The organism is Rhizobium sp. BK176, from assembly GCF_024808055.1.
In genome coordinates this window covers 430,013-455,961 of sequence record NZ_JANUBV010000001.1, presented here as the reverse complement: position 1 = coordinate 455,961, position 25,949 = coordinate 430,013, and the positions used below count along the sequence as shown (strand labels likewise).

The window sequence follows — 25,949 nt, the reverse complement described above, 5'->3', positions numbered from 1 at the left end:
TCTGGGGTAAGTGCAGGCAGGGGGCATTCGTGACCAGTATCATAACGAACGTATCGGCGATGACGGCGCTCGGCTTGCTTAGGTCGGTCAGCGGGAAGTTGAACGACGAGTCGGAAAAGATGTCGTCGGGCCTGAGGGTGCAGACGGCCGCCGACAACTCGGCCTATTGGTCGATATCCACCTCCATGCGCTCCGACGTGAAGGCCATGAACGTGGTCAACGACAGCGTCGGACTTGCGCAGGGCGTGGTGGACACCGCTTACGCGGCGATGCAGACGGTCCTCGACAGTTTCGTGGAGATCAGGAACCTTGTCATCACGGCCAGCAGCATGCCACAGCCAGGCATGAAGGATGCGGTCAAGCCTTCTTTCAGTCTCGATCCGGAATACGCGAAATCGGACGTCTACAAGATCGACCAGACGATCCAGCAGCTTCAGAACCAAGCCAGGTCGGCGATGATGTCCGCATCGTTCGCCGGCGTGAATTTGATCTACCACAGCAAGAACGAAGACGAGAAGGCGAGCCAGCAGGTGTTCTCGTTCACCACGGGCTACGTTGACGGCAAGGTCCAGACGCTGGACGTCAAGGCCATGGATACGCTCCTCCTGAACGACGACTTCGGGAGCTTTCCGACCACTTATCCGGGGGAGTTCAATCCTGAGCAGACCCTGTTCGACGGGGGCGACACCGTAAACGCTCCAGGGTCGTTCACACCCGCGGGTATCTATTGGTTCAACATTCCTGTTTCCAATCCGACGACAGGCGATCCGGAGGCATATCCGGTCGATCCGACCTACGTCCTCCAACTGATCGAGAACCACGTCGTGCGCTTTGGTTCTGACAGACAGGGGCTCTACAGCAATTTCGTCGACAGCATCGAGCAGAAGATTCAGGGAGTCACTGCAAAGATGTCGTATGTCGGCAGCATCCAGAAATCGCTCGAGATGTACGACGATATCAACAACAAGATGATCGATTCCGCGACGAGGGGCATTGGCCGCCTTGTGGATGCCGACATGGAAACGACGGCGAGCAAGCTTAGGGCGCTGCAAACCCAGCAGCAGCTGGCCGTGCAGAGCCTTGGGATCGCGAACCAGTCGCCTTCGAGGCTGCTGTCCCTGTTCGGCGGCTAAAGAACCCGGCCGCCGTTGGGGCGGGCGCACTGAACGTACTGGTAAAGCACCAGCGTCGGAAAGCCGGCGAGGCTGCAAAAAACGTCGAGAGAAAACCGCGCGAACGAAATCATGCCGAGGTCCAGGAGCCTCAGTGAAAACGACGCCGAGTTGAACACGAAGAACACCGAGATGACGAAGAAGACCAACCGCATCGGCCAGAAGCTCCGGCGGTTGCTCAGCGCGATGTTCGTAGCCAGTCGTTCAGCCTCAGGTCCCCAGTCGTCGTGGAAATCGCCGAGAAAGCGAAATGTCGTCCGGCTCATGAAAAGGGCGAGGCCGGCGTAGAGGACGAGCAGAGGAATCTTGGTGTAGTAGAGGTTTCCCGTGCCGAGGAACACCGATAGCGCCATCAGCACTATGGTGATGGACCCTGCCCACGCCAGCGCTGCGGGGTGAGTGAGCCCAAGTTTTGTCCTGGCGGACAGAAACCAGCGTTCCGTCATCGCGACGAGTTTCTTGTCCACAAGCAGAATCTGTTCCATCGTCGCCCCTTCGCCAGTGCGTGCGATATCACCCGGTCGCGGCCGTGGTCAACTTCGCGGTTTTGCCGGCGGCTGTTTGCCGACATGCTTGTCGCAGATCGGTAGGGGGCGGGAACGTGAAAAGCAAAAGCAAAAGGCGGATACCGCTGCATTTGGTGCGGTGGCTGCGCAAGCTTGATCGGGCTGTGTCCCTTAAGCCGGCGACGAAATTCGTCAGTTACGGCGACGGACTGCTGCGGATACCCGATGACAAAACCTATCCGGCATACCGCTGGATCAAGGTCAGGACGAAGGTCGTAAAACCGGAGGATTGAGGGAAAAGGGTGACGGCGTCGGGTGGGGACAATCGCCCCGAGGATAACCCTGGCGAAAGCCAGTCTTCCTCCCCGACGCCGTCGGGAAAACTCCACCGCCCCGTGCAGCGGGGCGTGGTGTCGGCTGCACTCCGACACCTGTGGCAAGAGCCTGTGACCTTAGAAGCGGTCCGGGCCGAGGTGCTTCCGGCGTCATCGCGACGTCGGCTCCGTCTGTGTTGCGGACGGGTACGCTCTTGACGCCTTCATGGCGTGGGTCGCTATGGCATGCCCACGAGCTTGGCTACGTGGGTTCGCCGTTGGCCTTCGGCCGTGTGGCGGTCCGCCTTTGGCGTCTCGCATTTACGATGGTGTGATCACTTGCCCGTGATGTAAAGGGGTGTAGCGAAAATAATGCAGGACTTCACAGCAGAGGGCCGCTTGGGTCCCACTTTGGCTGGGCGACATCCTCGTCGAACGTGTGGGTCTCGACCATTTCCTTGTGTTCGCGGACCTCGCCATCCTTTTCCTTGAGCGATTGGAGCGTGTAGTCCACGCTGAATGGACCGATCGAGAGCATGGAGGTCTCGAGGAATTCGCGGGGAAGGCTAACGGAGGCATCTGCATGGGTGTAGACGCCTGTCGGGGCGACGGGCCTCTCTCCAGCCATGAAGGCTTCGACAGCCGCGAGCGTGTTGCGTCCGCGCTCGAGGGCGACGAGGAACGTTTTCGCGGGCTTGCCGTCTGCGCCAGGTTCGTTCCAAGCGAGGTAGCTGTTGTGGTCGAATATCAGGTTGGCCTGGGTTGTCAGGATGGCCGCTGGGACGTCGTCAGAACCTGGGACGGCGCACGCCATGTAATCCCCATCGCCGAAGCTAAGGTAATTCAGTCCGAATGTCGCTCCGTTGGTTGCGAGACCGGAGATCGTGCCGGGTAGACGTTTTGCCAAGAACCGGAACGCCCGCTTTGCTCCGGAGGTGGCCATGGCATCCGAGACTTCTAGGCACAGCTCGCCTGGAAGTCCTCCGTCGAGATCGATGGCGGAGCGGTATCCGACAAGGTTGAGTTCGCTCGATGACAGCCCGATGTCGGGGTGTGGTTTTCCTCGGTTTACCTTCTCCAGGTTGGCCGCGACGAATGGCTTGATGACGTCCATGGCGGCGACGAATTTGGCGAAATCGGAATATTGCCCGTACCCATAGCCGCGCGCCCCTTTGTCGCCATCGTTTCGGTCGACATGTCCTGAACCGATACTGTTGGTGTAAGGATAGTAGGGGTCGCCAGCGCGGCACTCGCGGAAACTGATGTCGTTGATGACAACGCCAGGGGTGCCGTGACCGGGCCTTGGATTGAACTCCAATCTGAACGCGGGTGTTCCGTCGGGGCCGAGTGCGGTTACGACATGCTCGATGGTGCCGTCTTCCTTTGTGGTGTGGCGAACATTGGAGAGAACAGCGCCGTCGATCGAGATGTCGGTCCCGTCCGCCGCCGCCTCGATCAGCGGGCAGATCGTCGCGTCGACGCAAACGAGCGCTTCTCCGATCACGCGCTCGGAGAATCCTCTGTATCCACCCATCATCTGGTCGATGCTCGGGTATTTGGGATTGTCCGAACCAAAGCGCTTGTCGATCTCCAAGAAACTTTCCATCGCCTCGTTGAAGGCGGCTTCTCGGGTTGGGATTGTGTCGGGCATTTGATGGTTCCGTGTTTTCGTGGATCGCATATTGACATCGGCACTTGAAAACAAGAAGGTCGCCGCAAGTAATTAAAGACCTCAATAGGCCGAAAGCATGCCATGACCGTATTCGTCCTGCAGAACAACAGCCTCGACCGCATCGGCCGCCTGGTGATGCCCTGTGTCGAATATTGCCATCGCAACGGCCTGACCTTCGTCGACCGCTCGCTTACGGTCGACCTCGATGTCGATACGTTGGACCTCGACGATTCTCGTGGGATGCTGGTATATGGGTCGGTCGGGTGGGCGAAGCGCTTCAAGGAAAGCCGTTTCGGCCACTGGATCGACTATGACGAAGACGCCTTCGCGACCTCAACGTGGGGTCCGGTTCTCGGAGACCGGGCGCTGAACGGCCGAGGCGAGCTGATGACCGTGCAGGAGGCCACCCGCCGCCTCTCTTTGGGGGAGCGACTGCACCTGCGTCCGGACCGCAACGACAAGGCCTTCGGCGGCGGTCTGTTCGATGCCGCGTCGTGGGACGAGGTGCTTGCCGAGAAGCGCAGCAGCATGGGCGTCGTACTTGACGAGGTCGTCTGCTGGGCAAGCCCGGCCAAGACGATCGACGGGGAGATCAGGTGCTGGTTTGTCGGCGGCGAGCTCGTCGAGATGAGCCGCTACCGGAAGGACGGCGCACTCTTGATCGAACGGGTCGACGATCCAGCCATCGCGCGTATCGCGTCGGAGCTTGGCGGTCTGTACCTTCCGCGCGACAACGCCGTGATGGACATCGCCTTCCAGGGCGGCGAGGCCTACATCGTCGAGTACAACAAAATCCATTCGGCGGGTTGGTATGCGGCCGATGTCGACCGCGTCCTCGATGCCTGGGTCGCCGATCTCCAGGCGCGCGCGGTCAGTCGACCGGGCATTTTACTTTCGACGGCTTCGTTGTAACCGTGTCGATGGCCACGGGGCTGATGCCGGGGCCGAGCGGCATCGCCTTGAGGCCGAGGCGGACGGAGATGCACTCCGCATCTTCGACGCCCGGGCCGAGAGACTTGTGGCGGGCGATGAAGTCCGCCTGCCAGTCGCCGTTTCCACGATCCGAGACGCTGACCTTGCTGATGATGTCGTCGATCGCCTGCCCGCCCTTTCCGAAGACGAGCGCGATGGTGCCGTCGGCCGTCTTGGCGTCGACATAAGCCGATAGTGCCTTCTCGTCCGCGAAGTAGCGGATGCGCTTCTGAAGCGCGGGGTCGCCCTGCGACGGTTCGAACGTGGTGATGCGGGGATAGGCGAACTCGACGAAGTCCTTGACGGCATCCGCTTCGGTCTTGTCCTGCGCCAAAGCAGGAACGGAAATCAGCATCGCGAGGAGCGAGGCGGCGAGTACGGTTTTCATGTGCGTCTCCTGATTTACATCCGATTTTTTGTTCGCAAGACGACGAAGTCAATAAAAACACTCGTGATGTCCGTATTTAGTAAGTGCATACGGAATGTTGACAAGCACGGAGGCCGGAATATAAAGACGCCGTAGGTTTTGCTGGAGTTCCCATGGCGAAAAAGGTTGTGACCATTCACGAGACCAGGGTCTGCTCCAACGACTACGGCGTGACCACGGTCGAGACGCGCGGGGCCGGCGCTCATGCCCATCGTCGCAAGCCGTGCAAGGAATGCCCGTGGCGGATGGACGTGCCGACCGGCGTGTTTCCCGCCGATGCCTTCCGCGAGAGTGCCAACACCGCCTATGACGGCGCGATCAACACGTTCGGTTGCCACATGAACAAGGCGAGTGCGGTCGCGACCTGCGCCGGATTCCTGTTACGCCACTCCGACAACAACATCGGCATCCGCCTTTCGCTCACAGGCGACAGGATTGACCTCGATAGCGTCGAGGACGGTGGGTTTCCCGTCTATGCGTCGTACCGTGATATGGCCATTGCAAATGGCGTGCCTGCCGACGATCCTGTGCTTCAGCAGGTAAGGTCCAATACCGACGTATGGGATCACGTCGCGCGGAAATGGGTTCCGGCCGACGAAGGAAAGTGACGATGGAAAACGGGCGCGAACATCGGTCTGCCAAGGGGAAGTGCTGATGTCCGCAGAGCGCGACGCCGCCAACCGAATGGCCATCGATCACTACATAGGCCTGCTCGCCGGCATGAACGTCCAGGCACCCTTCGGTCAGTTCATGATCGACCACGGCTCGTATCACGAAGCAGCGCCGTTGCCCGCGCGGCTCAAGTCACTCATGCCTACAAGATGCTACTCGAACGCCCAAAGCGCCGTCGTGAGGGCCGTATCGGCGGGCCGAAAGCCGCTGACCTACGCCGAGGGCTATGCGTGTTCAGGCAAGCTCGCCTATCCGATCCAGCATGCGTGGCTCGTGGACGACGAGGGCAGGGTGGTGGACCAGACGTGGTCGAATCCTGAAGAGGCTACCTACTTCGGTGTCCTCTTCACCACGGAATACGTCTTGGAAACGGCCGAGAAGTACCGGCGTCGGTACAACTCGTTGCTCGACGACCGCCGCGACTACTGGGCGCTTCTCAAGGACCCCGCCATCGCGGAGCGTGCCGTCATCCCGCCGGGAAACCTCGTTACGGAAGGTCGGCCCGCCCTAGTGATGGGTCGGACTGTTTGAGGTCTGGGGCATCACCTTGGGAATGAGGGCCGCGATGTCGTCGCGCGAAACGGGTCGCAGCTCGCCGTCCGAGTAGATCATCTGGGGAATATCGCCCGCGGGGAGCTTGGCGGTCGCGTATCCGCTGAGGGTCTTGGCGACGCTGCGGGTGTTTCCGGTCGGGATGATCAGCAGGTGGTCGATGCGGCCGGAGTAGACGAGAAGGTCGTCGCCTGCTTCTTTCGACAGCCTCTCGAGGAAGCCGTCCACAAGGATATAGGACGAGGCTGAGCCGGTTCCCGTGATCTCCGTTATGTCGCCGACACGGTGGAACCGGTCGGCGGCCGCGCGGCATTCGCGGCGGATGTTGCGCATGGCGAGCGCCTTCAGCTCGTCGAGAGACAAGTCGCGTCCTCGTCGCATGTCCTCGGTCACGAAGACGAGCGTGTCGTCCTGATGGACCGCGAGGACGGCCGTCAGATCGTCGGTGACCGGCCAGTGGACCAGCCTGTTCAGCGCCGGGTCCAGACCGAGTTCGACGGCCCGCTTGCGGTTGCGCTCGAGCCAGGCGGCGACGTCGGCGGACGCCTTGACGATCGGTACGCACTGTTCGAGGTCGAGCTTCTCGTCCTCGCCGACGATAGAGGCGATGTTCGCGCCGACCGCCGACACAAGCTCGAGGAGGTGGTCCTTTTCCGCAAGTACGTCGAGGGTTCCGAACATCTCGAAGAGCTTGGCGAAAGAGACGGCGGCACCGCCGCCGTGACCGCCGCTCCTGACGATTTTGACGGAGAGCTGGTCGGTCCGTGTAACCTCGTGGGCCGGGTTCATCACGCGGATCGCCTGATAGATGAACTCGCCGAACTGGTCGGGGGACTTGAAGAGTGCGGGGTCGGGCCTGTCCTTGTTGATCAGAAACAAAGCCTGGGTGACGATCCGTCGGGCGTCGTCGCGCGTCATGGGTATTCCTTCATGCCATTCACGGAGGCATGTAGGGGACCGCGAGCAAAAAGTCCAACGATCATTTGGAAATTCTCGAACTCATGGTTACCGCGGGTCCTCCGGCTCGCGCCTGTTCTCGGAGCTGGAACCGCGGCGGCTCTGGTCGTCCGTTTTATTCCGAATTGGGTTGGCAGTCGCAGTTGGCGCAGGATTTCGGTCGTTGGCAAATGACGTCTTGAATTAAATCCGATTGCGGCCGACGATGTTGCGTCAACATAATTGGAGACCTCAATGTCACGAGCCACCGCCAGGGCGCGCCGCGCCGATCTTTGCGCGCGCGTCGTCGACGTCCTGACGCCGGAACTTCTGACCGGTCGCTGGAAGTCGTCGTTTTCGGAAACGGGAAACCGCTATGCGGGACACTGCTATGCGGCGGCCGAAGCCGTGTTCCACCTGGTCGGCGGCCGCGCGAGAGGGTGGTTGCCGTGCGTCATGTCGAACTCGACTTGGAGCGAGGGCCTTGAACCCGGAGAAACGCACTGGTTCATCCGTCACGAGCGGACGGGAGAGATACTGGACCCGACGGCAGGGCAATTCGGCGGTGCCGTTCCCTACGAACGGTCGAAAGGGTGCGGTTTCCTGACGAGGGAGCCATCGCGCCGCGCTCGGGTGATCATGCAGCGGCTTGCCGAAGGGTCGGTCGCGGTCGCAGCCTAGTGCAGGCCTGCGATCTTAAGGGCGCGCAGCGCTGCCTCGGTCTTCGCGATCACGTCCTTCGCCTGCCTACGCAGCTGCGGAGCTACGCTGAGCATGTTGGGCTTCCCCGTCGCGTGCCAGTCCTCCTCGATTTGTTTGAAGGTGAGCGACCAGAGGTTCGAGTCGCGGTCGTGTCGCTCCTGCGCATCTGGGCCAGCGTCTCGATGTGTCCGACGACTTCGAGCGCTGCGCCGATGGTTTTCGCGTTGACAGCGACCGTTTCCGCATCGATTGCCAGAATCCGCGGCCTTGTCGTGTAACGACGGCCGACAAGGCGGCGCGTGATCGCGATGGCCATGGCGTAGACTGCGTTCTGGATTCCGATCATTCACAGGTCCTTCGTTAAGTTTAGCGGGTCGGAGAGTGACGACGCGGATCAGTCCTCGTCGGCGACATCGTTCCAGTCAATGTGACCGGATGCGATCAGGCGCTCGAGCGCGTCGACGGCCTCCGCGCGGGTGACGTGGGCGAGATCGTACTGTTTGTCCTTGTGGCGCTCGAGGCGAGGGCGGAAGAGCTTCTCGGATTCTGCAGGGAACGCCAGTCCGAGGAATTCGGTTGCCGCGCGCTCGTCGCGAAGCGGGGTACCTGCGACCGAATTTGCCCAGCCGGCGATGCAGGCGGCCGTGGAACAGGCCGGCTTCGGTGCGCCGAACGACTTCTCGAACAGCTGGTCGCTGAGGCAGCTGAGGTAGTCAGGATTGACCCAGAACTGCTTCATGCTGAAAAAATTGCCCGTGTCCTTGATGGCGTCGAGGACACGGGTCGCGTTCTCGCGGTTCAAGCCGGGAACCAGGGTCAGGACGATTTCCTTCTTTTTCTTGGCCACGCGCTGCTCCATCAGGTTTACGTGGCGGAGTAATTAAAGACTTCGTCTGGTCATGTCAACGCAAGGTTTCGATCACGGTCCGGCGGTCGGGCCGCCGATAGCGCGCCGCGAGAAGCCGTGCCCGGTGAGTTGCTCGTAGATTCGCACGCATTCGTCGTATTCGTCGAGGACAGCCGGCGGTGTCACCTCGGAAGCCTGGTCGAGGAACCGTTCGATAGCCCCGAACGCTTCGTCTGCATCCGGATTGACCAGGGCGAGATTTCTAAGGCATTCGGAACGGTCCTTCAATTCCAGGAACGCGGCGACACCGGGGCCGTCGAGATCGCCGATTAGGGATGAATGCCTATCCACGATGAAGTCGATCGTTCGCGAAGCGACGTCGCGTACTCTGTCGAAGCTCATGGCTTGCGGCGCGACGAGCGCGTAGGACGGCGTCTCCCATCCTTGCTGCATGCCGAGGCCGGCCGCGATGGACCGCGCGTTTTCGAGCTGGTCGACGGGGAAGAACATCATCCTGGCGGGGCTCGTCGCGAAGAGGCGTGACGGGCCGTTCACGACGGAACCGTAATGGGTCTGGCCCACGTGCAAGTCGAGGTACGCCTTGTCGGTGGAAAGCGCGATGACGGGTTCTTCGACCTTCTCGTATACAAGGCCGCCGATCGAGATCAGGTTCTCCACTCTTTGGCGCAACTCTTCGCGCCTTTCGTTTTCCTGGCTCGAAAGGACCTGCGTGATTTCGAAGTCGTCGATCCGCGAAGCCTTGCCCTGAAGGAAGCCGGTAAGGGAGTGGACGTTGCTTTTCGGGCCGCCTAGATAAGCGAGTTGGCTGGCGGCCTTGATGGCGTCCCGATACGCCATGTCGATCCCGGACCGATCGACGAGGGTGTCGGCCGGAAGCGTGTATGAACCGACGTGGCGGTTTTCGATGGCGGGACGGTAGAACCGGCCGTCGACGAGGCGGATGGCGTTGTTGCCCGTGACCTGGCCGGAGAAGTTGGCCTCCTCGTTGAGGAAAAACGACGTGAAGAACCGTTTCCACGTGACGACCTCTGTCGCCTCGCCTTCGCTCACGCTCCGTATCGCGAACTCCGCCTCGCCGACGAAGTGGCTGCGGGTGGCCTTCCGCTTCCGCTTGAATATGACGTCGGCTTCGAAAGTGAAAGGAATGCGAATGGAAACGGACATGGAAGCTCCTCGGTTCGTCAGAGCCTATAAGGCGGTGCCGCGTCGATCAACGAGGCACCGCATAGAGGATGTCACCGAGTGGAGACAGCGTTCGCGTTATCAGCGCTTGCGGACGACGCCGTAGACGATGTTGCGGTTGAAGCCGAAGAACACTTCGGTGTCGACGTCCATGCCTTCGGTGCTGGCTTCGATGATCCGCTTCATGTCCTCTTCGGACCGCAGGAGCAGAGCCCAGTTCATAAAGGTCTCGAGGTAGCCGTCGACGAGGATCGGGTAGGAGTAGTTCGCGAACAGGAACGTGCCGCCAGGCTTGACGAATTCGAGCGCCCGCTGGGTGAGCTTGATCGCGACCTTGTCGGTCAGGTAGTCGTACAGGCCGGAAATGTAGACGTGCTCGAACGTACCGGGTTTGGCCTTGTTGGTCAGGATGTCGCGCACCGAGCCGTTGACGGACTCGACGATCGATCCACCGTACGACTCGGCTATGGTCGCGATGCTGATCGGGTCCTGGTCGAGGGCCGCCCAGCGCTTGAGCGCCTTGTTCTTGAAGGCGGCCGAGGACTCTGCCTCGCGCAGGTGGCCAGCCGCGACGCTCAGGACTTCGGTCTCAGGACCGTGTTTGGCGGCCGCTTCGTCGACGAAGCGCGCGAGGATGTCGCGGCGGTCACAGTTGGCCATAGAGGAAGGTGCGGTGCTGGTGTATTCAAAGAGCTCGCGGCCGAGGTCGGTGGCTGCTTCGACTTGATGGGCCGTGTCGGGATGGCGGTAGATCAGGTCGAGGAGATGGGCGTCGCCGGAATAGCCGCGGGGCTTGTCCCACGACCACTTCGTCAGCGGGTCCTGGAGGAAATACGTGGCGACGGGGTGGTTCTGGGTCTGGGGTATGAGTTGTTGCCAGACGGAAGGGTCTTCCTTCGCGCGGGTCTCGTGCAATGCGACAGTGACGTCGTGGATGATGGATCGGGGTGCGTCGCCGTCTTCGAAACGCTTGAGCGCGGAATCGAGGAGGGCGGATAGTCTGGACGAAGCATCGGCGAGCGCGGTTTCCTCTGGTGTCGCGATATGGCCGTTGAGGGCCTCTGCGATGGAAGCTGGGGTGATAAGGCTATGCCCGTCGAATTCGAAGTACGGCTTCGTCATGTTGTTCACGATCTCGTTTCTCGCGCGGAATTGCGCCTCTTGAAATCGTGTGGGGCCCGTCCACCGGCCGCAATGCGTCTGGAATGACGCGGTCGTCCGTGGTTTTGTCCGTGCATGGGCAGGCGGTGCGCCGCAACGGGATAACGCAGTATGATTTTCGAGATTCCGATCCGCTACAAGGCTACAGGCCGCAAAGAAGGCAACAGGCTGAACTCGACCCTGCCGTTTCAGGAGAAGGTGGCCGTCGATCTCGAAGTTCGTTCGGCCGAGGAAGCGCCAGTGGTAGCGGAATGGGACGACACACCGCCGAAAGGCCTCTCTCAGAAAAGCGGATGGACGATCCTTCCTGGTGCCGAGCGCGAGCATGTACGGTATTTTGCCGGCGCATATTGGCGGCCGCTGCGTCGGTCGGAGGTCTTGGAGGGTGCGGACGGACAGCCGATAGCCATCGGCGAATTCTCCGATTCCGTCGAAGCGGGAACGCATTCGTCAGGGTTCCCGAAGGTGGAGCTGACCGGGCGGAAGTTCTTCGGACCATCGTCTTATTTCCAAACCGTGGACTTCACCGATCGTGCGAAGCATGTCCAATTGGTGGAGGAGGCGGCGAAGGACATCCTCCTGGTCGACGGCATCGTCTATCAACGTTGCATCGAGCCGATGATTGTCCAGAGAATGGCGACGTTCGACTTTCACAACGAGGCACTCGATCGCGTCGTCGGCTATTCGGGGGAGGTTTTGCGGATCGTCAATCGGCCGCCGACGGACACGTCGGAAACCGCGGCCAGGATGTACTGGCATATGCAGATAGCGGACACCTATCCGCTTCACATGTTCAAGGAGGCTCTCGGTCGGTCGAGACGCCAGAACGCCACCAACCGGCGAACCAAGGATATGCTGAACGAGTTCAATCTCCGCAAGCAGCCGACGCTGTCGGGAGACTATTTCCTCGAGCCAGAAAACGCGCGGGTGGCCGACTGCGCCGTCAAGCTGCGTCAGTTTCTGGTCGTCGTCGCCCAGGACAGGGAGACGTTCCTTCCCGTCTCCGACACCAGAAAGATGCGGCTGTATTGCGATCTGTCGGAGGCCTTGGCGGAAATGCCGTCCGAACGGGCGATGGATGTCATAGAGCGTGCGGGCAGAGAGTATCTCGATCACTACGAGGTCGACCGCGAGGTCAACCATCCAGAGCAGGTCTACCTCAAGAAGGCGATGCGTGCGGCGGAGGAGAGGTCCATCGACCTGCCCATAAGGTCACAGGCCGTCAAGCGGCCGTCGGGTGGTCTGTAGACGAACTCTCGTCTTGGCTGGCGGACTTTGCTTCGGCGGCTCGGAGTTGACATGCCGGTTGTCCCGGAGAATGGTTTGGGTCCTGAAGGCTTGTGCGCGGGGTCCAGTAAGTGAGCGTATCGGGATTGGCGGAAGGCCGTTTGCAAGAACGGTGTCGGCGCATGGGGAGGCAAGACCTCGTTGATCGAATTACCGAACTCGGGCAGGATGCAAAAGAGGAGGAGGTAGAGCCTTCGGGGAGGTCAGCTGCCGATCTGGCATCGTTGGTGGTCGGCCAGCGTCTCGTACGGCCGATGCTGTCAATGACGGATGGCGGAACATATCGCGCCATGTGGAAAGGCGAGGGATGGCAGGCTGCCATCCACTTTCTCGGAGACGCCCGCGTCAACTTCGTCGTTGCCCACTCTGTTGGAGGAAAGCTGGACAGGAACTACGGCAGCTCGGCCATTGGTCCGATCAAGCGCTATCTCAAAGCCCTGAAACTGTGGGAGAAGATGCGTGCCTCTCGGGAAGAGGCCGGCGCATGAGGGAAATCTACGAGTTCGCCGAATTCCTCGCCTGCTCGTGGCGGCTGGGCAACCCGGGGGTTCCCATGCCGATTGCGGACGGCCGTCTTGACATGGCGCTGGAAGCGGGGCTGGACGCGCTCCCGGAGAGGTTCCATGGCGTGTTGAGCTTTGGCAATACGAGGACCGGCTACCGCTGCTACGAGATGACCGACGTGCTGCACGCCGCCTACGCCAACCTTCTCGTCACGGCTCCGACTCCGGCGCATACGACTGTCGACATTGTGATCGACGAGCCGGTTGCTTCCATTCTTCTGCGCAGGCGCGGCATTGCGGCCGGCGATGCGGCCGCATTCGCGAAGTCACTACGCGAAAGGATGGCGAGCTTTTAAGCGAGGCCGTTGCGGATGGTCGTCATGATGTCGATGATGCCCTGGAAGTTGGCGGACACCTGTTTGCGGATTTTATCCATCTCGCCGAAAATCCAGATACCGATGGAGATCAGGTTGGCGCGGACCTGTTCGGTCAACTGGTTGTCCGGCGAGCTGAGGTCGTCGATGAGCGCGCTCCAGAGCTGTCTGGTGTAGGTGATCGCCTCGATGGCGATGCGCGAGTAGCGCTTCTGGTTGGCTGCGGCCGTCAGGAGGGAGATCGACTTGTCGAAGGCCTCGCGTTCGCGGCTCTTGGAGTTGGATACGGAATATTCCATGGCCTCTGCATAAGCGAACTGGTACATGCCGTCGTCCTTTCCGTCCGTTCAACGTTGAAAGTCAATTAAAGACTCCGGTGAGGCGGGTCAAGAAGAATTGCTAGACTCCGTTGATTTCCTGTTCGCGAATCTGTATGAAGCCGTCAATTGGCAATGTGAAACCGAAATTATGGAAGTGAACGCCGTGGAAAAGCCGTCGAACCTCGCTCCCGTCGATGTGTGGGAGGATTTCTCCGCCTTGGAGGAATTCAAGGACGAGGCGACCGAGATCATCCCGTCCCTCCTCGAGGAAGGCACGCGCCGTGACGTTATGGTCGTGACGGGGGAGAACGCATCTGGCAAAAGCCTCGCGTTCATGCTTATCAACCAGCTCGGCCGAAATTTCGCGAAAGAGGACAAGATCGCCCTCGAGGTCATGGATATCGGCATGGGGCGGCGTACGACCTCCGGTGTCGCCAAGGCGTTCATGTTCGGCGACGAGAACATCGACAGCACGGGCAACGTCTCGATCAAGGTCATGCAGACGTCGGTCTCGACCTCGAAGAACCGGACGAATTTCCACTACCTGATGCTGGACGAACCGGATATCGGGGTCGGGGAGGGGTACCACAACGCCATCGGCCAGTTCCTATCGAACTTCGCCAACGACATGCCGGAGAAGTGCCTCGGCCTGGTCGTCGCGACCCACAGCCGCCGCATCGCCGAGAAGCTTCTCGATGCAGGCGCGTCCAGCCTGCGGCTGGGCACGGACCTGCGGCCTGTGCGCGAGTGGGTCCGCGAGGGCGATATCGAAAAGTCGCTGGATGACCTGATTAATCTCAAGGACGTCTGCGGCGACAGGTTCAGGGCCGTCAGCAAGATGCTGAACGGTCAGCGTTCATGAAAAAGTAACCATATCGCGCGAGTGTGCGATCCTGAATGAGGTGACTCGGGCAGGATCGCGGCGCGCGGTTTGACTTAAACCGACGCATGATTGCGTCAAGAGTTAACCTTTGGGTGGTCTTCGGTCTCGAGTACTTCTTTTTGAAGCATTCAAGCTCTATATGCGATTCCGGGACCTCAGCGGACATGGAAGGATTTAATCGATGGCGGGCATCTCTGCTGAAATGGAAATCGACGACGGCAATTCTTCGGACGGTGATCGTCCGTTGCTCGACACCGAAGCCCTCGTGAAGGGTTTCATCAAGTCGGCCAAGAAGCGCGGCTTCGCCACGATGGGGCAGATCAACGCGCTAACGACCGCGGGCGGCATGTCGTCCGAGGGTATTGAAGACCTGATGACGATGCTGTCAGACATGGGCATCAACGTCGTCGAGGACGAAGACGCAGACGAAGAGGCGATCGAGAACGATGACGACGACGCTGACGACTCCGACGGAGAAGTGGTCGTCGCCGGCTCGAAGGCGGTTCTCGCCACGAAGAAGAAAAAGGAAACCAGCGACCGCACCGACGATCCCGTTCGCCTTTACCTGCGCGAGATGGGCAATGTCGAACTTCTGACCCGCCAGGGCGAAATCGCCATCGCCAAGCGTATCGAGTCCGGCAAGGAGACGATGCTGGCGGGGCTTTGCGAAAGCCCGTTGACCTTCCAGGCCATCATCATCTGGCGCGACGAGCTCGCGCAGGGGACGACCCTGCTTCGCGATGTCATCGACCTCGAAGCGACCTATTCGGGTCCGGAAGCCAAAGCAGCGCCTGAGTTCAAGAGCGCCGAACAGATCGAACTCGAGCGGAAGGCCGCCGAGGACAAGGAGCGCGCCCGTCGTGCGAGGCAGGCGGAAGACGACATCACCAATGTCGGCGGCGAAGCTCCGGTGGTCGAAGAGATCGAGGATGACGACTCGTCGCTGTCGATCCTCGCCATGGAAACCGAGCTGCTGCCTCAGGTGACCGCGACCCTGAACACCATCGCCGAGACCTACGCGCAGATGAGCGGTCTTCAGGAGAAGGCGCGCCGGGACGCCGACGACGAGGAATTGATGGCGATGTACCGCGCCGATCTGATCGCCGCCGTCAAATCGCTGTCGCTCCACCCGAAGCGCATCGAGGCTCTTCTCGAGCAGATCGACGACATCTCGAAGAAGTTGACCCAGAACGAAGGCAAGCTCCTGCGGCTGGCCGAATCCTACGGTGTCCGCCGCGACGACTTCCTCCAGAACTATGCCGGCCGCGAACTCGATCCCGATTGGGTCGACTACTGTTCGACGCTTCCGGGGCGCTGGAAGAACTTTGTCGAAAAGGGCAGCAAGGAAATCAATACGCTCCGCGCCGGTATTACTGCGCTGGCGGCCGACACCGGCATCTCGATCGGCGAGTTCCGACGTATCGTCGCTCTGATCAAGAAGGGCGAAGTCGAGAACCGCGTGGCGAAAAAGGAGATGGTCGAAGCGAACCTGCGCCTCGTTATCTCCATCGCCAAGAAGTACACAAACCGCGGCCTTCAGTTCCTCGACCTGATCCAGGAAGGCAACATCGGCCTGATGAAGGCGGTCGACAAATTCGAATACCGCCGCGGCTACAAGTTCTCGACCTACGCGACATGGTGGATCAGGCAGGCGATCACGCGCTCGATCGCCGACCAGGCCCGCACGATCCGCATTCCGGTCCACATGATCGAGACGATCAACAAGATCGTCCGCACGTCGCGCCAGATTCTGAACGACACCGGTCGCGAGCCGACGCCGGAAGAAGTGGCCGAAAAGCTCGGCATGGCGCTCGACAAGGTCCAGAAGACCATGAAGATCGCCAAGGAGCCGATCTCGCTCGAAACCCCGGTGGGTGACGACGAAGGCGACTCGAGCATGGGAGACTTCATCGAGGACAAGAACGCCGTGTCTCCGATGGACGCCACCGTACTGTCGCACCTGCGCTCCGCGACGACGAGAATCCTTGCGACGCTTACGCCGCGCGAAGAGCGTGTCCTGCGCATGCGCTTCGGCATCGGCATGAATTCGGATCACACGCTGGAAGAAGTCGGCGTGCAGTTCTCGGTGACCCGAGAACGCATCCGCCAGATCGAAGCCAAGGCGCTGCGCAAGCTCAAGCACCCCAGCCGCAGCCGCGCTCTGAGGACGTTCCTCGACGCCGCATAAGCGAGGTCGGGACTTGGTTGTGTCTGGAGAAACCTGGACCAGCGAAGGCACGCCTTCGCTGGTCTTTTCTATGGTGGTCGGTTTGTGTTCCCGTTCGGGAACATTCAACGTGGCGTCCCCGGAAAAGACTGAAGATGTTCCCGCTCGGGAACATCTTCAGTCTACTGTCGGAGGAGTTTTCGGTTGCGCGGTCCGCAGGTAAAGTCGGCGGACGGATCGGGCGGGGTGATGTTGTTGAGAGGTTTGCAGATAGGCGGTGCCAGAACCGAGCTGGACTACGGTCTCCAGACGAAGCGGGGCGAACCATTGCGTTTCGTCTACGAGGAATACGTTCCCGGGACCAACCGCTGCTACAAGCTCGATGAAATCGGTGCCTACATCGGGGATATCAAGGTCGGCTACATCCTCGTCGAGAACGTCCCAAGTCACGTGTTCGAAAGCTTTTGCCCGACTGTTTTGCATTATGCCGCAACGTTGGGCGGCCATGTATCGTTGTTTCCCGAAGACACTGTCGAGCAGGCGCTCGAAGAACTGAGTATCGAGACACTGCGCAGGATCGCACACAGATTGACTTTCCTGGTCTCGTGGCCGGGCAAGAATATGGATCACCTTCAGTCGCTGGCAGAGTTCGAACTGTTCCTGAAATCGGAAATGGCTTCGACCAGGTGGTTCAAAAACGCCAAGAAGGCCTATGACGACTTCAGGGTCTACAACCTCGACAAGCCAAAAATCGGTTACGTGAACACCAAGGGAGAGGCGCTGAACGTCCGTGGTTTGTTTTCCGACAACAGCGGTCAGCGTATCGGCATCGCGCTCTATCAGGTTGCAGCAATGGAAATGGCCAGACGTGGTCTCGAGTTCTATCTCGCCAACCAACTGACGTCCGAGGATGCCAAGGTCATGCACGGACATTTTGAAAAGGCCGGCTGGCTCGTTCGGGAGAACCATCGAGTTCGGTTGGACGGTATGGCCATAGCGGCCGATCTGGGCGTTGCCCTCGAGGTCGGGATCAAACCCGCCAAACAGCCATCTTTCGTGAGTTGACGCTGCCGTCGTTGGTTGCCGTTGGGGAGGCCCAGCCGGACGCAAACAGACTTCGGGACGACGGCTGCCGACGTTGTCGATCAAGAGCTAGGACAAGCTAGGTCTTTGCTGACATGAATGGTGTTGACGTTTCAACACGTATGATAGCAACAGAGTGTTCATATCCGACGGAGGTCATGTGGAAAAACTCCCCGAGCTCGCCATGAATCTTCGCACTGCGAGGTCAGCGGCAAATCTCAGTCAGGCCAAGCTGGCGAAGCTTTCCGGCGTCAATCAGCAGTACATCGGACGGATCGAAAAGGGGAAGGTCGATAGTCCGCACTATCTGCCGGCGATCGCAGCTGCGCTCGGGATACCGGTGTCGACGCTCGATCCAACCTACGAGGATCGGAACCCCGCCTCGAGCCCAGGGTCTGCGGCGACGCTCGCCAACGCAAATAGGGTCGCCGAGGATTTGCGCGACAGCGGTGTCTCACATGAAGAAATCAGTGGTTTGGTTCAGTCGGTCATCTCGCTTTCCGCTCGACTGGAGAGCGAATTAGGGTTTCGGCCGACGTTGACGCAATCCTACCAGTATCTTTTGAAAAGGGCCGGAATCTGATAGGGATTTCGGATGGAGTGACCTAAAGTTCGGTCAGTTCCTCGTCTTCTTGACGGAGTTGCCCCGCCAAGGCATCGAACCGCTCGAGCGGAGTTGGCTCCGATCCAAGTGTGACAATCGCCGGAATGACAGGATCGACTTTACGCGCTCGTTTTGTTCGAGTGCGCACGTATTTGGCCTTCGGCGGCAGGAAGGATGAATCGTCGGGGTGCATGGTCGCGCGAATCTCGGCTAGCCTCTCGTCGACATACGACATTGTCACCCTCTTTTGGTTTGCGCCGTTCATATGGGGGCATATGGAACGTCTATCAAGCGCCTTGAGGTGCGTCATGCGGTCTCGGCAATGTCTGGCATCGACCTTCTTGTTGTCTGGGTTCACTCAGAAAATTTGTCGGTTGCTGCGGTGTGGCGCTATGTGGTCGCAGAAATGCGAACGGGAATTCAGATGACAAATGGCTTTTTGAGCAAAATCGCTGCGAGGATAGTCGGCACCAAAGGCACGGGTCTCGATTGGATACCAACCGCCGACTGCGAGAAGCTCGCCGGATGGGCCTTGTCGAACTTCGAGTTCAAACCTCGCGTCGCCTATTTGCCGAAGGGCGGATGGTTCCGAAGCAATCTTGACGGACAGGTGCTGATGTACCGCGAGATGACTTACTGGGACAGGATGGGCAGGGGCGAGAAGCGCGGCTACTTCTCCCTGCTTCTCGATCACACTGGGTTTCCGGTCAAGGCGGATGCGATCGCCTGGAATTTCGCGAGCAAGGCCGATCTCCACATGAACAGGCCGACGTCTATCGAACGCATGGGAACACAGCCGGATTTCGGTATGATTTCGTCCATCCGGTCGATCCACGAGTTGAACACGATCCGGGTCCCAGAGGTTATGGCAACGCCGCAGATGCGAGAGATCGCGGAATGGGCGCTCGACAACATGGAAATCGGGTCGGCTCGATCGGCGAATCCAACCGGAAGCTGGTCGGTCGAGAACCATGTCGGAGGTCTGGTACTAAGACATGACGTCACGTTTGATTTCGACGGGGCAACGCGCCTCAAAGGTGCGTTCAAGGTCGAGTTCGACGGCGACGGGGAACCGCACGGGGCTTGGGCGACAATCCAACAGCGGACGCCTTTCGCCATCCGCACACCCGAGGAGTTCGAGGTTTCGACGAGCTACGCGGCGAAGATACGGGCGCATACGCAGTCGAGACCCGCTTTGTAATCCCCGGGACATAGACGTCACCCGATGTTGACCCGGGACACCTTTATGTAAGCTTGCCGCCACATGGCGACTAGTTGGAAGGCGTGGATGACGAAAGAAGTGACGATGACCTACAAAGAGCTGGCGGGCCGGCTCGGGATCAAGGTCGGTGAATTTCTCGAAGATGTGAACCGGTCCGATCTTCTCGCTGTGCATCGCCAGCTTGGGTCTGCCATCGCGAGGCTCGATCGGGACACCATCAAGCGTCTGGTCATCGACGTCGCATCTAGGTGTAGGGATATAAGAAGGTTAGGCAACCACAAGGTTCCGCGGCCGATCGCGATCAGGAGGGCATAGGGAGTCTGATCGGGAAAAAGCGCCAGCAGGAAGTTCAGGATGCGGCTGTGGTAGATCGGGAGGTCGGGACATGAACCGATCCCGCAGGCGCGGAATCCTGCGAGGACGAGGCCGTACGCAAAGGCGACCGTCCAGTAGGTTGCGAGTGCCAAGTAGATGCACTTCCAAACCGCGCGAAAAAATCGACCCATGGAATATCCCCCACATCGCGTTCTTTAGACTCGGTGAGACTGGTCTCTGAGCCGGTTTTGGCGACCGTGGTTGCTTCAATCCATCTCGATGAAAGACGCGTCAAGGTCGGCGAACGAAGCCGAGGTCGCCGAAGAACGACGTCTTGAATTATTTTTTTGCTGGAATTCGCCCGTCGACTGCGATAGTCACCGGCACAATAACTAATGCTTGGTTGCAAGTAAATCAAAGTATAGCGTTGATGTATGTGTCCAACCGAGAAGTAAAGACAGCAATGATAGCAAACGAGAAAGCGAAGACTTCGTCAGATTTCGAGCAGGTCCGCGAGGACGTAATCGGCATTCTTGCTGGCTCCGACTTTTTATCGGCAGACGAAGTGCGAATACTGCCTCCAGGCCTTCTGGACAGTTTGGCAAAAGCGAAGGCCTTCGGTCTCTGCGGAACGAAAGAACACGGCGGGGCCGAGCTCGCCATCAGCGAGGCAAACGCGGTCATCACGGCCGCCGCGACGTTCGACGCCTCCGTGGCTTCGGCGATGGTCATCCATAACTTCCTGTCCACTCCGTGTCTCGAAAACGCCGTGGATTTGATCGGCAAGGACGAAATTCTCCGACGGACGGCTTCGGGGGAGGCATTGTGCGCGTTTGCTCTAACCGAACACGGTGCGGGGTCTGCCCCTCGCTATATCTCGGCAACGGCTGTGAAGACGGAAACCGGATATCGGATCAATGGAACCAAAATCTGGATCGGTCTTGGCGCGTGGGCAGAGAACGTGGTGTGTTTTGCCAAGGTGCCGGACCAGGGCAACAGGGTTTCGGCATTTCTCGTGGATACGAAGTCCCCGGGCTTCTCGGTCCAGCATGAACACAAGACGATGGGCTTGCGCGGCATCGTCCAGAACACGTTGAAATTCGAAGACGTGGAGGTTCCGTTCGATAGGTGTTTGTCGGGTCATGGCAACGGGTACAATGTCGCCAAGAACTCGATGAACAAAGGGCGTTTGGGTGTTGCGGCGATGTCGCTCGGCGTCGCGCTCAGGGCTACGCAGGTCGTTTCCCTGTATGTTTCCCAGCGGAAGATCGGGACACAGTTCCTGGTCGGCAATCCCTTTGTCCAAAAGCAGATCGGGGACATGGTTCAACGCATCGAATGCATGAAGAAAATCCTTCGCTTTGCCGAAGCCGCGCCTCAGGATGCGCCGCTGGCCGAATACATGGCCACGGTCGCGAAGGTCATTTGTTCGGAATGGGCGAATGAAATCGCCAACGAGGCCCTCCAGCTCCTCGGAGGACGAGGATACGAGGAAGACGTCCTCGTCGGGAGAATGTATCGCGACGCGCGCATCATGAAGATTTTCGAAGGGCCTACCGAAGTTCTCTTGGCCCACCTCGACCGCATCTTTTCTTCCAAGGCTACGTCGGTTTCGATGGAAGTCGCATTCGGCCAGATCGACGCCGCCGACCTCTATGCGAAGACATTGGTCAAGGTAAGGGGTGACCATGCGAATGGCGCTGACCGCGAGGTGTATCGCGGCTGGGCGATAGCGCTTTCGTTTGCCATCGGTGTCTGTCGTCGTGACGAGGCGGCCAAGGGGACCGTCGACTACCTATCGAGGCGACTTGCGCTCATCTTGGACAAGGTAGAGGAGCAGGGGAGGGGTGGAGAACATCTACCACAGTTGATCGAGGATTTCCTCGCGTCGGCGAACGGAAGTATCCGGAAGCCGAATTTCGACCAGACCTTCATGTCGGTCAAAGGTTTCGTCTGACCGAAGGCCTGAAAAGTGGGTAGGGACAGCCTACCCCGCTTCCAAGGTGTCTGTCAGGCAGTGGCTGCGCGGGCTTCGCCGTGGGCGGGGACCATTTCGCTTTTTTCTCCGCAGTATTCCGAACCGTCATCGAAGCCGATTGTCAGGTAGTCGGTGTAGCCTGTGTTCTGGGTGCCACGGCTGTCCGCGAACCGAATGGCACCAACTCTTCCGTCAAGGGTGCGCCACTTTGTCTCAGAGAGACGACGGACCGTGTCGGATTGGTCCGTTCGCATGTCAAATTCCGGCGGACAAGCGAAGGTGGTCATCTGCGGCGCAGTGGGATTTGAGGCCTAGCTGCCGGCGCTCCAGATTTTGCGGCAGGCGCTTCGGAAGGCGGAGAAGTTGTTGAAGCCTTCGTAGTTGTCGAGCGAGATCGCCACGGACTTGATCCCCGTCTTCGGTTCCTCGATCCGGAAATAGATCATTTCCCCGTTCGCGAGGCCGTCGAGGATGGACGAGAGTTCCTCGCGGTCGACGCCGCTCCAGACGTTGAAGGCGTCGGTGCTTGTGGCCAGACCACGCAGGTTCGACGGCTTGACCGCCCCGGTTTCGGTATAGAGGGTGACGTTTGGACCCATCGGCTTGTCGACATGGCCGAGACGGAAGGAAAACTCGCCGGCCCCGTTGGCGAACACGGTGTTGTTTCCGTCCGAGCAGTTGATGACCAGCCCGTTGGACCATGTCCTGCCGACCTCTCCGGTGAGCGACTTCCCGAACGAGACCTGCAGCTGCGCGGAACGGCGGTCGCGGTCGAGTTTCGCTTCCGTGACGTCTGCGGCGATGACGACGCGGCCGTCGCCGCCGTCGCGCGTCTCGTGGGAGTGTGCCTGCGCGACGACCAGAAGCGAGCCGACGCAGGCCATGGCCACCCGGGAAATGCCGTTCCGCACGGACGCAAGGTTGGCAGACGCGGCATCCGGATAGGTGATGGTCATGTTCTCGCCTCGCAAACAGCAAAAATTCAGCCTGCCCAATAGCAAAGCCAGGCGAACGTCGCAACTTAATTAGAGACGTCACACGGATGGAAGGTTAACCAAAAACAAAGACGTCGCATGGTGACGAGATGGGGCAGGGGTCAGCGCCCTACTCCGCTTTCCTTGGTTTCCGATTGTTTCGAACCCGGTTGGTTCTGGATGGTCCGTGGAGATCGCAGAAGCGATGAAGGAAGATTCTTGCCTGGCTGGATGCATCGGCCCCGTCATCTTCGGCTGCCCATCCGGCGAGATCGACGAGGTAGTCGACGACCGCTTGCAATATGCCGTTGAGGTCGGTCCGCGTGGACCGCGCCTCGTTGACGAGATGCGCGAAGAAGCCCGTCGCCGCATCGGCGACCTGATCCCAGGACTGCGCGGCGATCAGCTTGTCCATGCTGATCCCGATGATCTCTTCGCCGTAGTCGTGAAAGCGATCGATGGACCGGAGCTTTCGGAGATTGAACTTTGACAGTTTTCCGTTGCCAAGCTTGCGGGATTGCCAGATCGTTGGAAAGAACCTCGGCAGCGAACGCCGATCGACACACGCGTGGCCTATGAGTTCCGGCGGGAGTTTCGCGCTGTTGAGGTGGATGATCGCCATGACGTCATCGCTCCGACTGTTTCGACAGAGAGTTTGATAGAACGATGACGGTCTGTTGTCAAATATCTCTTTTGCAACAGTCACTTAGCTATTAGTTCCATAATTAAGCTTATGCGATCTTGTTGACGGCCGGCCGCGGTCCCCGTGTATCTTGAGGCCTAGATGTCCGGTTTTGTTTGACAGCCGTTGCCGCAAGTCGTAGCGACCGCTCGACCGCTCGACCGCTCGACCGTTTGACTGTTGGACGCTGAGCGATGATTTACGAAATCCAGCACTCCAAACGACCTCATCAGTGGGGTCGTGGCGATATCGAAGCTTTGAAAACAATGGTCGCCTGCGGCTCCGGGAAAATCGTCGTGATGCCGGTCCTGAATCGATCTGCCGAAACCGTCGGTCGAAGTATGCAGTTCGACCTGCCTGACAGCGGTCCAAGGTCGCTGAAATCATAACGGCCGCATGTGGCGGCCGTTGAGTGGCGATGTGACGATACCTGCTGACGTTCGATGCGTCTACCGGTCAGGCGGTTACCCCTGCGGGCGAAGCGGCGTTCTTATTGGCCTTTTCGAGTAGATGTGGCGCTCGCCAGTCCAAATAGCTTTCGGCCTTCTCGTTCAGGCGTTCGGCTTAGGCATGGTGAATCCATGGCATTTCGCGGAAAAACGAGCTGATCAGGACGTCAGCGTCGTCTTCGGCAAGGTCTGCGTTTCCGTATCGATCGTCCGCTTTGCTCTGAATAAGCCGATAGAGTTCGAGGAGCATGTTGCCCTGCTGCGCGAACATCCGCTTCTCGTCGACGGCTTCGGCGATGAAGGCCGGGGCGTCATCCGGTAGCGTCTTCGGTGCCGAGGCGATGGCGACGATCGCCTGGGCGGCGTCCTCGATCGTCAGCTGGCCTTCGCTGATACCATGGTGGAAATGATGTCCCTGGACCGTCTCGTAGATGATCTTGCCGGAGATCGTGTTGGCGACCTCGCGGTCGATCAATTTGTGAGCGGATTTTCTATGGATCACTCGCTCGACTTCGAGGGTGGTGTCGACAATCCGGCCGATCTGCTCTTCGACGCGGGTGAGGAAGTAGCCCTTTGCCTTGTTAAGGAATGCGCGAACGTTCGTGGAGTGGCGTAGTATCGCTTCAGCCTGGAGGCCTGCGGCTATGTTAATGGCCTCTTTTTCCGAGGCACCCCACGCGACCTGTTTGTCTTCGCCTTTGGCAGGCTTGCCAATGACGGGTCAGAGGTGGTTTTGCTTCTCCGGGGCACCGACGAAGCGGTAATACTGTTCTGTTTCGGTCATCATGATCTCCTCTTGTGTGGGAGATTTAGGCATGGTGGCGCGCAAAGAGCAAAACGCGCATTCGGCCACGAATTCGGTCGACAAGGGAACTGTGATGCGAACCTTCGGGCATGGAAGGACCGCAAGCGCGGCCCCTACTCCATTGAGCGGTTAGTCGACGATCGGCGGCAGGTAGCGCTCGATTTCGGCGCGCAGACCGGAATGCTGCTCGGGTAGCTTGAGCGCCTCGCCGAGATGGGCCGTGTCTTCGTCGCGGTCGAAACCAGGCTCGTTGGTGGCGACCTCGAACAGGACGCCGCCCGGCGTGCGGAAGTAGATCGCCCAGAAGTAGTCGCGGTCGATGACGGGCGTGACCTGATAACCGGTGTCCATCAGCGCCTTGCGGACCTCCAGCTGTTTCGCCCTGTTTTCGACGGCAAAAGCGACGTGGTGGACGGAGCCTGCCCCGAGCCTCGCGGCCTCGAGCAGTGGCTTGGCCTCCAGATCGATAATCCCCGCACCGTTGCCGCCTGGAACCGCCAGTCTCGTAATGCCCTCCTTTCTGTCGACCTCCTCGTAGCCCATGAAGCGGAGCAGTTCGGAAGTCGCACCGATATCGCGCAGCCGCATGGACACGGAGTGGAAGCCGCGAACGGCGTGATCTGGGTCGATGCCGTCGTGACGCCACGGTGCGCGATGGTCGTCAGCCACTTCGACGAGTGCAAAACCGTCGCCGTCGGGGCCTGCGAACGTCAGGCGCTTTTCTCCGAACCCCTCGATCTTTTTGACGTCTGTCGCGCCGAAGCCAGGCAGTCGGTTGGACCAGAAGTCGAGAGCGCCCGTAGGGACCGAGAAGGCGGTCGTACCCACCTCCCCGCTCCCGCTCTTGCCACGGGCGATATGGGCGAACGGGAAGTAGGTAATGATCGTCCCGGGGCTGCCGTTTTCGTCCCCGTAGTACAGGTGGTAGGTGTCCGGAGAGTCGAAGTTCACGGTCTTCTTGACGCGACGCAGGCCCATCGCTTTGGTGAAAAAGGCGTTGTTCTCGTTCGGGTCCTTTGCCATCGACGTGACATGGTGCAGTCCGCTGATCTGGTTGAGCATTGTCGTTCCTCGTTTTGCCGACCTGCGGCCTGACGTGAAATATGGCACCCTACCCCTGCGGCAGGTAGAGTGAACAACGAGAACTGATTGTATTGTAAATGTGAA

General features: G+C 59.6%; 32 protein-coding genes. 17 read left to right on the top strand and 15 right to left on the bottom strand.

Annotated features, from left to right (window positions below; genetic code table 11):
* The first annotated feature begins 29 nt into the window (after positions 1 to 29).
* Complete coding sequence (locus tag FHT76_RS02695; protein WP_259184141.1) at positions 30 to 1,133, top strand: flagellin; 1,104 nt, start codon at positions 30 to 32, stop codon at positions 1,131 to 1,133.
* Here the strand turns inward: FHT76_RS02695 and FHT76_RS02690 are convergent.
* Complete coding sequence (locus FHT76_RS02690) at positions 1,130 to 1,657, bottom strand: hypothetical protein (protein ID WP_259184140.1); 528 nt, start codon at positions 1,655 to 1,657, stop codon at positions 1,130 to 1,132. The genes FHT76_RS02695 and FHT76_RS02690 overlap by 4 nt on opposite strands.
* 116 nt (positions 1,658 to 1,773) lie before the next feature.
* Here FHT76_RS02690 and FHT76_RS02685 point away from each other — a divergent pair, with 116 nt between their 5' ends.
* The gene (locus FHT76_RS02685) at positions 1,774 to 1,971 is read left to right on the top strand and encodes a hypothetical protein (RefSeq protein WP_259184139.1); all 198 of its coding nucleotides are present in this window, start codon (positions 1,774 to 1,776) and stop codon (positions 1,969 to 1,971) included.
* Positions 1,972 to 2,374: 403 nt separating this feature from the next.
* Here FHT76_RS02685 and FHT76_RS02680 read toward each other — a convergent pair whose 3' ends face one another.
* Positions 2,375 to 3,643, bottom strand: a complete 1,269-nt coding sequence (locus FHT76_RS02680) for a hypothetical protein (RefSeq protein ID WP_259184138.1) — start codon at positions 3,641 to 3,643, stop codon at positions 2,375 to 2,377.
* Between the two features lie 102 nt (positions 3,644 to 3,745).
* Here FHT76_RS02680 and FHT76_RS02675 point away from each other — a divergent pair, with 102 nt between their 5' ends.
* Positions 3,746 to 4,576: an ATP-grasp domain-containing protein gene (locus tag FHT76_RS02675; RefSeq protein WP_259184137.1), complete on the top strand. Its 831-nt coding sequence runs from the start codon at positions 3,746 to 3,748 to the stop codon at positions 4,574 to 4,576.
* Here FHT76_RS02675 and FHT76_RS02670 read toward each other — a convergent pair.
* Positions 4,536 to 5,024 carry a hypothetical protein gene (locus tag FHT76_RS02670; RefSeq protein ID WP_259184136.1) on the bottom strand — a complete coding sequence of 163 codons (489 nt, stop codon included), beginning with the start codon at positions 5,022 to 5,024 and terminating at the stop codon, positions 4,536 to 4,538. The genes FHT76_RS02675 and FHT76_RS02670 overlap by 41 nt on opposite strands.
* A gap of 152 nt (positions 5,025 to 5,176) precedes the next feature.
* Here FHT76_RS02670 and FHT76_RS02665 point away from each other — a divergent pair, with 152 nt between their 5' ends.
* A complete protein-coding gene (locus FHT76_RS02665; protein ID WP_259184135.1) occupies positions 5,177 to 5,671 on the top strand; it encodes a DUF6283 family protein in 495 nt (164 codons plus the stop codon).
* A gap of 46 nt (positions 5,672 to 5,717) precedes the next feature.
* The gene (locus FHT76_RS02660; RefSeq protein ID WP_259184133.1) at positions 5,718 to 6,266 is read left to right on the top strand and encodes a hypothetical protein; all 549 of its coding nucleotides are present in this window, start codon (positions 5,718 to 5,720) and stop codon (positions 6,264 to 6,266) included.
* On the opposite strand, the gene FHT76_RS02655 is transcribed toward FHT76_RS02660, so the two are convergent.
* Positions 6,243 to 7,205 (bottom strand): hypothetical protein, encoded by a 963-nt coding sequence (locus tag FHT76_RS02655; protein ID WP_259184132.1) that lies wholly within the window; start codon positions 7,203 to 7,205, stop codon positions 6,243 to 6,245. The two genes, FHT76_RS02660 and FHT76_RS02655, sit on opposite strands and share 24 nt — an antisense overlap.
* A gap of 273 nt (positions 7,206 to 7,478) precedes the next feature.
* On the opposite strand from FHT76_RS02655, the gene FHT76_RS02650 reads away from it, so the two are divergent.
* Positions 7,479 to 7,904, top strand: coding sequence for a hypothetical protein (locus tag FHT76_RS02650; RefSeq protein WP_259184131.1), 426 nt, complete (start codon positions 7,479 to 7,481; stop codon positions 7,902 to 7,904).
* Positions 7,905 to 7,986: 82 nt separating this feature from the next.
* On the opposite strand, the gene FHT76_RS02645 is transcribed toward FHT76_RS02650, so the two are convergent.
* From FHT76_RS02645 to FHT76_RS02630, 4 genes are all read right to left on the bottom strand, one after another.
* Positions 7,987 to 8,271, bottom strand: coding sequence for a hypothetical protein (locus FHT76_RS02645; RefSeq protein ID WP_259184130.1), 285 nt, complete (start codon positions 8,269 to 8,271; stop codon positions 7,987 to 7,989).
* Between the two features lie 48 nt (positions 8,272 to 8,319).
* On the bottom strand, positions 8,320 to 8,772 hold the full coding sequence (locus FHT76_RS02640; RefSeq protein ID WP_259184129.1) for a hypothetical protein: 453 nt from the start codon (positions 8,770 to 8,772) through the stop codon (positions 8,320 to 8,322).
* A gap of 72 nt (positions 8,773 to 8,844) precedes the next feature.
* Complete coding sequence (locus FHT76_RS02635) at positions 8,845 to 9,957, bottom strand: hypothetical protein (RefSeq protein WP_259184128.1); 1,113 nt, start codon at positions 9,955 to 9,957, stop codon at positions 8,845 to 8,847.
* Positions 9,958 to 10,056: 99 nt separating this feature from the next.
* Positions 10,057 to 11,097 carry a class I SAM-dependent methyltransferase gene (locus FHT76_RS02630; RefSeq protein ID WP_259185550.1) on the bottom strand — a complete coding sequence of 347 codons (1,041 nt, stop codon included), beginning with the start codon at positions 11,095 to 11,097 and terminating at the stop codon, positions 10,057 to 10,059.
* Between the two features lie 150 nt (positions 11,098 to 11,247).
* Here FHT76_RS02630 and FHT76_RS02625 point away from each other — a divergent pair, with 150 nt between their 5' ends.
* The 3 genes from FHT76_RS02625 to FHT76_RS02615 all read left to right on the top strand — a co-directional run bounded on the left by FHT76_RS02625 (position 11,248) and on the right by FHT76_RS02615 (position 13,282).
* Positions 11,248 to 12,384 carry a hypothetical protein gene (locus FHT76_RS02625; RefSeq protein ID WP_259184127.1) on the top strand — a complete coding sequence of 379 codons (1,137 nt, stop codon included), beginning with the start codon at positions 11,248 to 11,250 and terminating at the stop codon, positions 12,382 to 12,384.
* A gap of 161 nt (positions 12,385 to 12,545) precedes the next feature.
* Complete coding sequence (locus tag FHT76_RS02620; protein ID WP_259184126.1) at positions 12,546 to 12,911, top strand: hypothetical protein; 366 nt, start codon at positions 12,546 to 12,548, stop codon at positions 12,909 to 12,911.
* The gene (locus FHT76_RS02615) at positions 12,908 to 13,282 is read left to right on the top strand and encodes a hypothetical protein (protein WP_259184125.1); all 375 of its coding nucleotides are present in this window, start codon (positions 12,908 to 12,910) and stop codon (positions 13,280 to 13,282) included. Before FHT76_RS02620 ends, FHT76_RS02615 begins: the two co-directional genes overlap by 4 nt.
* Here the strand turns inward: FHT76_RS02615 and flaF are convergent.
* Positions 13,279 to 13,626 carry a flagellar biosynthesis regulator FlaF gene (gene flaF, locus FHT76_RS02610; protein WP_259184124.1) on the bottom strand — a complete coding sequence of 116 codons (348 nt, stop codon included), beginning with the start codon at positions 13,624 to 13,626 and terminating at the stop codon, positions 13,279 to 13,281. The genes FHT76_RS02615 and flaF overlap by 4 nt on opposite strands.
* Positions 13,627 to 13,768: 142 nt before the next feature.
* Between flaF and FHT76_RS02605 the strand changes: the two genes are divergently transcribed.
* The 4 genes from FHT76_RS02605 (at position 13,769) to FHT76_RS02590 (ending at position 18,336) form a co-directional block, all read left to right on the top strand.
* Entirely contained in the window at positions 13,769 to 14,482 is a 714-nt protein-coding gene (locus tag FHT76_RS02605; protein ID WP_259184123.1) for a hypothetical protein, read from the top strand.
* Positions 14,483 to 14,684: 202 nt separating this feature from the next.
* Complete coding sequence (gene rpoD, locus FHT76_RS02600; protein WP_259184122.1) at positions 14,685 to 16,691, top strand: RNA polymerase sigma factor RpoD; 2,007 nt, start codon at positions 14,685 to 14,687, stop codon at positions 16,689 to 16,691.
* A gap of 183 nt (positions 16,692 to 16,874) precedes the next feature.
* Positions 16,875 to 17,735 carry a hypothetical protein gene (locus FHT76_RS02595; RefSeq protein ID WP_259184121.1) on the top strand — a complete coding sequence of 287 codons (861 nt, stop codon included), beginning with the start codon at positions 16,875 to 16,877 and terminating at the stop codon, positions 17,733 to 17,735.
* 202 nt (positions 17,736 to 17,937) lie between these two features.
* Positions 17,938 to 18,336: a helix-turn-helix domain-containing protein gene (locus FHT76_RS02590; RefSeq protein ID WP_259184120.1), complete on the top strand. Its 399-nt coding sequence runs from the start codon at positions 17,938 to 17,940 to the stop codon at positions 18,334 to 18,336.
* A gap of 22 nt (positions 18,337 to 18,358) precedes the next feature.
* On the opposite strand, the gene FHT76_RS02585 is transcribed toward FHT76_RS02590, so the two are convergent.
* The gene (locus tag FHT76_RS02585) at positions 18,359 to 18,592 is read right to left on the bottom strand and encodes a hypothetical protein (protein ID WP_259184119.1); all 234 of its coding nucleotides are present in this window, start codon (positions 18,590 to 18,592) and stop codon (positions 18,359 to 18,361) included.
* A 189-nt stretch (positions 18,593 to 18,781) separates the two neighbouring features.
* Between FHT76_RS02585 and FHT76_RS02580 the strand changes: the two genes are divergently transcribed.
* From FHT76_RS02580 to FHT76_RS02570, 3 genes are all read left to right on the top strand, one after another.
* Positions 18,782 to 19,558, top strand: a complete 777-nt coding sequence (locus FHT76_RS02580; protein ID WP_259184118.1) for a hypothetical protein — start codon at positions 18,782 to 18,784, stop codon at positions 19,556 to 19,558.
* Positions 19,559 to 19,645: 87 nt separating this feature from the next.
* Positions 19,646 to 19,894, top strand: coding sequence for a hypothetical protein (locus FHT76_RS02575; RefSeq protein ID WP_259184117.1), 249 nt, complete (start codon positions 19,646 to 19,648; stop codon positions 19,892 to 19,894).
* Positions 19,895 to 20,357: 463 nt separating this feature from the next.
* On the top strand, positions 20,358 to 21,851 hold the full coding sequence (locus FHT76_RS02570; protein ID WP_259184116.1) for an acyl-CoA dehydrogenase family protein: 1,494 nt from the start codon (positions 20,358 to 20,360) through the stop codon (positions 21,849 to 21,851).
* 53 nt (positions 21,852 to 21,904) lie between these two features.
* Here the strand turns inward: FHT76_RS02570 and FHT76_RS02565 are convergent, their stop codons facing one another.
* The 4 genes from FHT76_RS02565 to FHT76_RS02550 all read right to left on the bottom strand — a co-directional run bounded on the left by FHT76_RS02565 (position 21,905) and on the right by FHT76_RS02550 (position 24,479).
* Positions 21,905 to 22,126, bottom strand: a complete 222-nt coding sequence (locus tag FHT76_RS02565; RefSeq protein WP_259184115.1) for a hypothetical protein — start codon at positions 22,124 to 22,126, stop codon at positions 21,905 to 21,907.
* 57 nt (positions 22,127 to 22,183) lie between these two features.
* Positions 22,184 to 22,828, bottom strand: coding sequence for a hypothetical protein (locus tag FHT76_RS02560; RefSeq protein WP_259184114.1), 645 nt, complete (start codon positions 22,826 to 22,828; stop codon positions 22,184 to 22,186).
* 148 nt (positions 22,829 to 22,976) lie between these two features.
* Positions 22,977 to 23,468 (bottom strand): hypothetical protein, encoded by a 492-nt coding sequence (locus FHT76_RS02555; protein ID WP_259184112.1) that lies wholly within the window; start codon positions 23,466 to 23,468, stop codon positions 22,977 to 22,979.
* A 624-nt stretch (positions 23,469 to 24,092) separates the two neighbouring features.
* Positions 24,093 to 24,479, bottom strand: coding sequence for a hypothetical protein (locus tag FHT76_RS02550; protein WP_259184111.1), 387 nt, complete (start codon positions 24,477 to 24,479; stop codon positions 24,093 to 24,095).
* Between FHT76_RS02550 and FHT76_RS02545 the strand changes: the two genes are divergently transcribed.
* On the top strand, positions 24,471 to 24,593 hold the full coding sequence (locus tag FHT76_RS02545) for a hypothetical protein (protein WP_259184110.1): 123 nt from the start codon (positions 24,471 to 24,473) through the stop codon (positions 24,591 to 24,593). The two genes, FHT76_RS02550 and FHT76_RS02545, sit on opposite strands and share 9 nt — an antisense overlap.
* A gap of 318 nt (positions 24,594 to 24,911) precedes the next feature.
* On the opposite strand, the gene FHT76_RS02540 is transcribed toward FHT76_RS02545, so the two are convergent.
* Complete coding sequence (locus FHT76_RS02540) at positions 24,912 to 25,844, bottom strand: ring-cleaving dioxygenase (protein ID WP_259184109.1); 933 nt, start codon at positions 25,842 to 25,844, stop codon at positions 24,912 to 24,914.
* Positions 25,845 to 25,949: the final 105 nt, after the last annotated feature.

Excerpts from the sequence above, each read along its gene's own strand:
- FHT76_RS02690 (WP_259184140.1), bottom strand. The coding sequence starts at position 1,657 with ATGGAACAGATTCTGCTTGTGGACAAGAAACTCGTCGCGATGACGGAA.
- FHT76_RS02680 (WP_259184138.1), bottom strand. The coding sequence starts at position 3,643 with ATGCCCGACACAATCCCAACCCGAGAAGCCGCCTTCAACGAGGCGATG.
- FHT76_RS02675 (WP_259184137.1), top strand. The coding sequence starts at position 3,746 with ATGACCGTATTCGTCCTGCAGAACAACAGCCTCGACCGCATCGGCCGC.
- FHT76_RS02670 (WP_259184136.1), bottom strand. The coding sequence starts at position 5,024 with ATGAAAACCGTACTCGCCGCCTCGCTCCTCGCGATGCTGATTTCCGTT.
- FHT76_RS02665 (WP_259184135.1), top strand. The coding sequence starts at position 5,177 with ATGGCGAAAAAGGTTGTGACCATTCACGAGACCAGGGTCTGCTCCAAC.
- FHT76_RS02660 (WP_259184133.1), top strand. The coding sequence starts at position 5,718 with ATGTCCGCAGAGCGCGACGCCGCCAACCGAATGGCCATCGATCACTAC.
- FHT76_RS02655 (WP_259184132.1), bottom strand. The coding sequence starts at position 7,205 with ATGACGCGCGACGACGCCCGACGGATCGTCACCCAGGCTTTGTTTCTG.
- FHT76_RS02650 (WP_259184131.1), top strand. The coding sequence starts at position 7,479 with ATGTCACGAGCCACCGCCAGGGCGCGCCGCGCCGATCTTTGCGCGCGC.
- FHT76_RS02645 (WP_259184130.1), bottom strand. The coding sequence starts at position 8,271 with ATGATCGGAATCCAGAACGCAGTCTACGCCATGGCCATCGCGATCACG.
- FHT76_RS02635 (WP_259184128.1), bottom strand. The coding sequence starts at position 9,957 with ATGTCCGTTTCCATTCGCATTCCTTTCACTTTCGAAGCCGACGTCATA.
- FHT76_RS02630 (WP_259185550.1), bottom strand. The coding sequence starts at position 11,097 with ATGACGAAGCCGTACTTCGAATTCGACGGGCATAGCCTTATCACCCCA.
- FHT76_RS02625 (WP_259184127.1), top strand. The coding sequence starts at position 11,248 with ATGATTTTCGAGATTCCGATCCGCTACAAGGCTACAGGCCGCAAAGAA.
- FHT76_RS02620 (WP_259184126.1), top strand. The coding sequence starts at position 12,546 with ATGGGGAGGCAAGACCTCGTTGATCGAATTACCGAACTCGGGCAGGAT.
- FHT76_RS02615 (WP_259184125.1), top strand. The coding sequence starts at position 12,908 with ATGAGGGAAATCTACGAGTTCGCCGAATTCCTCGCCTGCTCGTGGCGG.
- flaF (WP_259184124.1), bottom strand. The coding sequence starts at position 13,626 with ATGTACCAGTTCGCTTATGCAGAGGCCATGGAATATTCCGTATCCAAC.
- FHT76_RS02605 (WP_259184123.1), top strand. The coding sequence starts at position 13,769 with ATGGAAGTGAACGCCGTGGAAAAGCCGTCGAACCTCGCTCCCGTCGAT.
- rpoD (WP_259184122.1), top strand. The coding sequence starts at position 14,685 with ATGGCGGGCATCTCTGCTGAAATGGAAATCGACGACGGCAATTCTTCG.
- FHT76_RS02590 (WP_259184120.1), top strand. The coding sequence starts at position 17,938 with ATGAATCTTCGCACTGCGAGGTCAGCGGCAAATCTCAGTCAGGCCAAG.
- FHT76_RS02585 (WP_259184119.1), bottom strand. The coding sequence starts at position 18,592 with ATGTCGTATGTCGACGAGAGGCTAGCCGAGATTCGCGCGACCATGCAC.
- FHT76_RS02580 (WP_259184118.1), top strand. The coding sequence starts at position 18,782 with ATGACAAATGGCTTTTTGAGCAAAATCGCTGCGAGGATAGTCGGCACC.
- FHT76_RS02575 (WP_259184117.1), top strand. The coding sequence starts at position 19,646 with ATGACGAAAGAAGTGACGATGACCTACAAAGAGCTGGCGGGCCGGCTC.
- FHT76_RS02570 (WP_259184116.1), top strand. The coding sequence starts at position 20,358 with ATGATAGCAAACGAGAAAGCGAAGACTTCGTCAGATTTCGAGCAGGTC.
- FHT76_RS02565 (WP_259184115.1), bottom strand. The coding sequence starts at position 22,126 with ATGCGAACGGACCAATCCGACACGGTCCGTCGTCTCTCTGAGACAAAG.
- FHT76_RS02560 (WP_259184114.1), bottom strand. The coding sequence starts at position 22,828 with ATGACCATCACCTATCCGGATGCCGCGTCTGCCAACCTTGCGTCCGTG.
- FHT76_RS02555 (WP_259184112.1), bottom strand. The coding sequence starts at position 23,468 with ATGGCGATCATCCACCTCAACAGCGCGAAACTCCCGCCGGAACTCATA.
- FHT76_RS02545 (WP_259184110.1), top strand. The coding sequence starts at position 24,471 with ATGGATCACTCGCTCGACTTCGAGGGTGGTGTCGACAATCCGGCCGAT.
- FHT76_RS02540 (WP_259184109.1), bottom strand. The coding sequence starts at position 25,844 with ATGCTCAACCAGATCAGCGGACTGCACCATGTCACGTCGATGGCAAAG.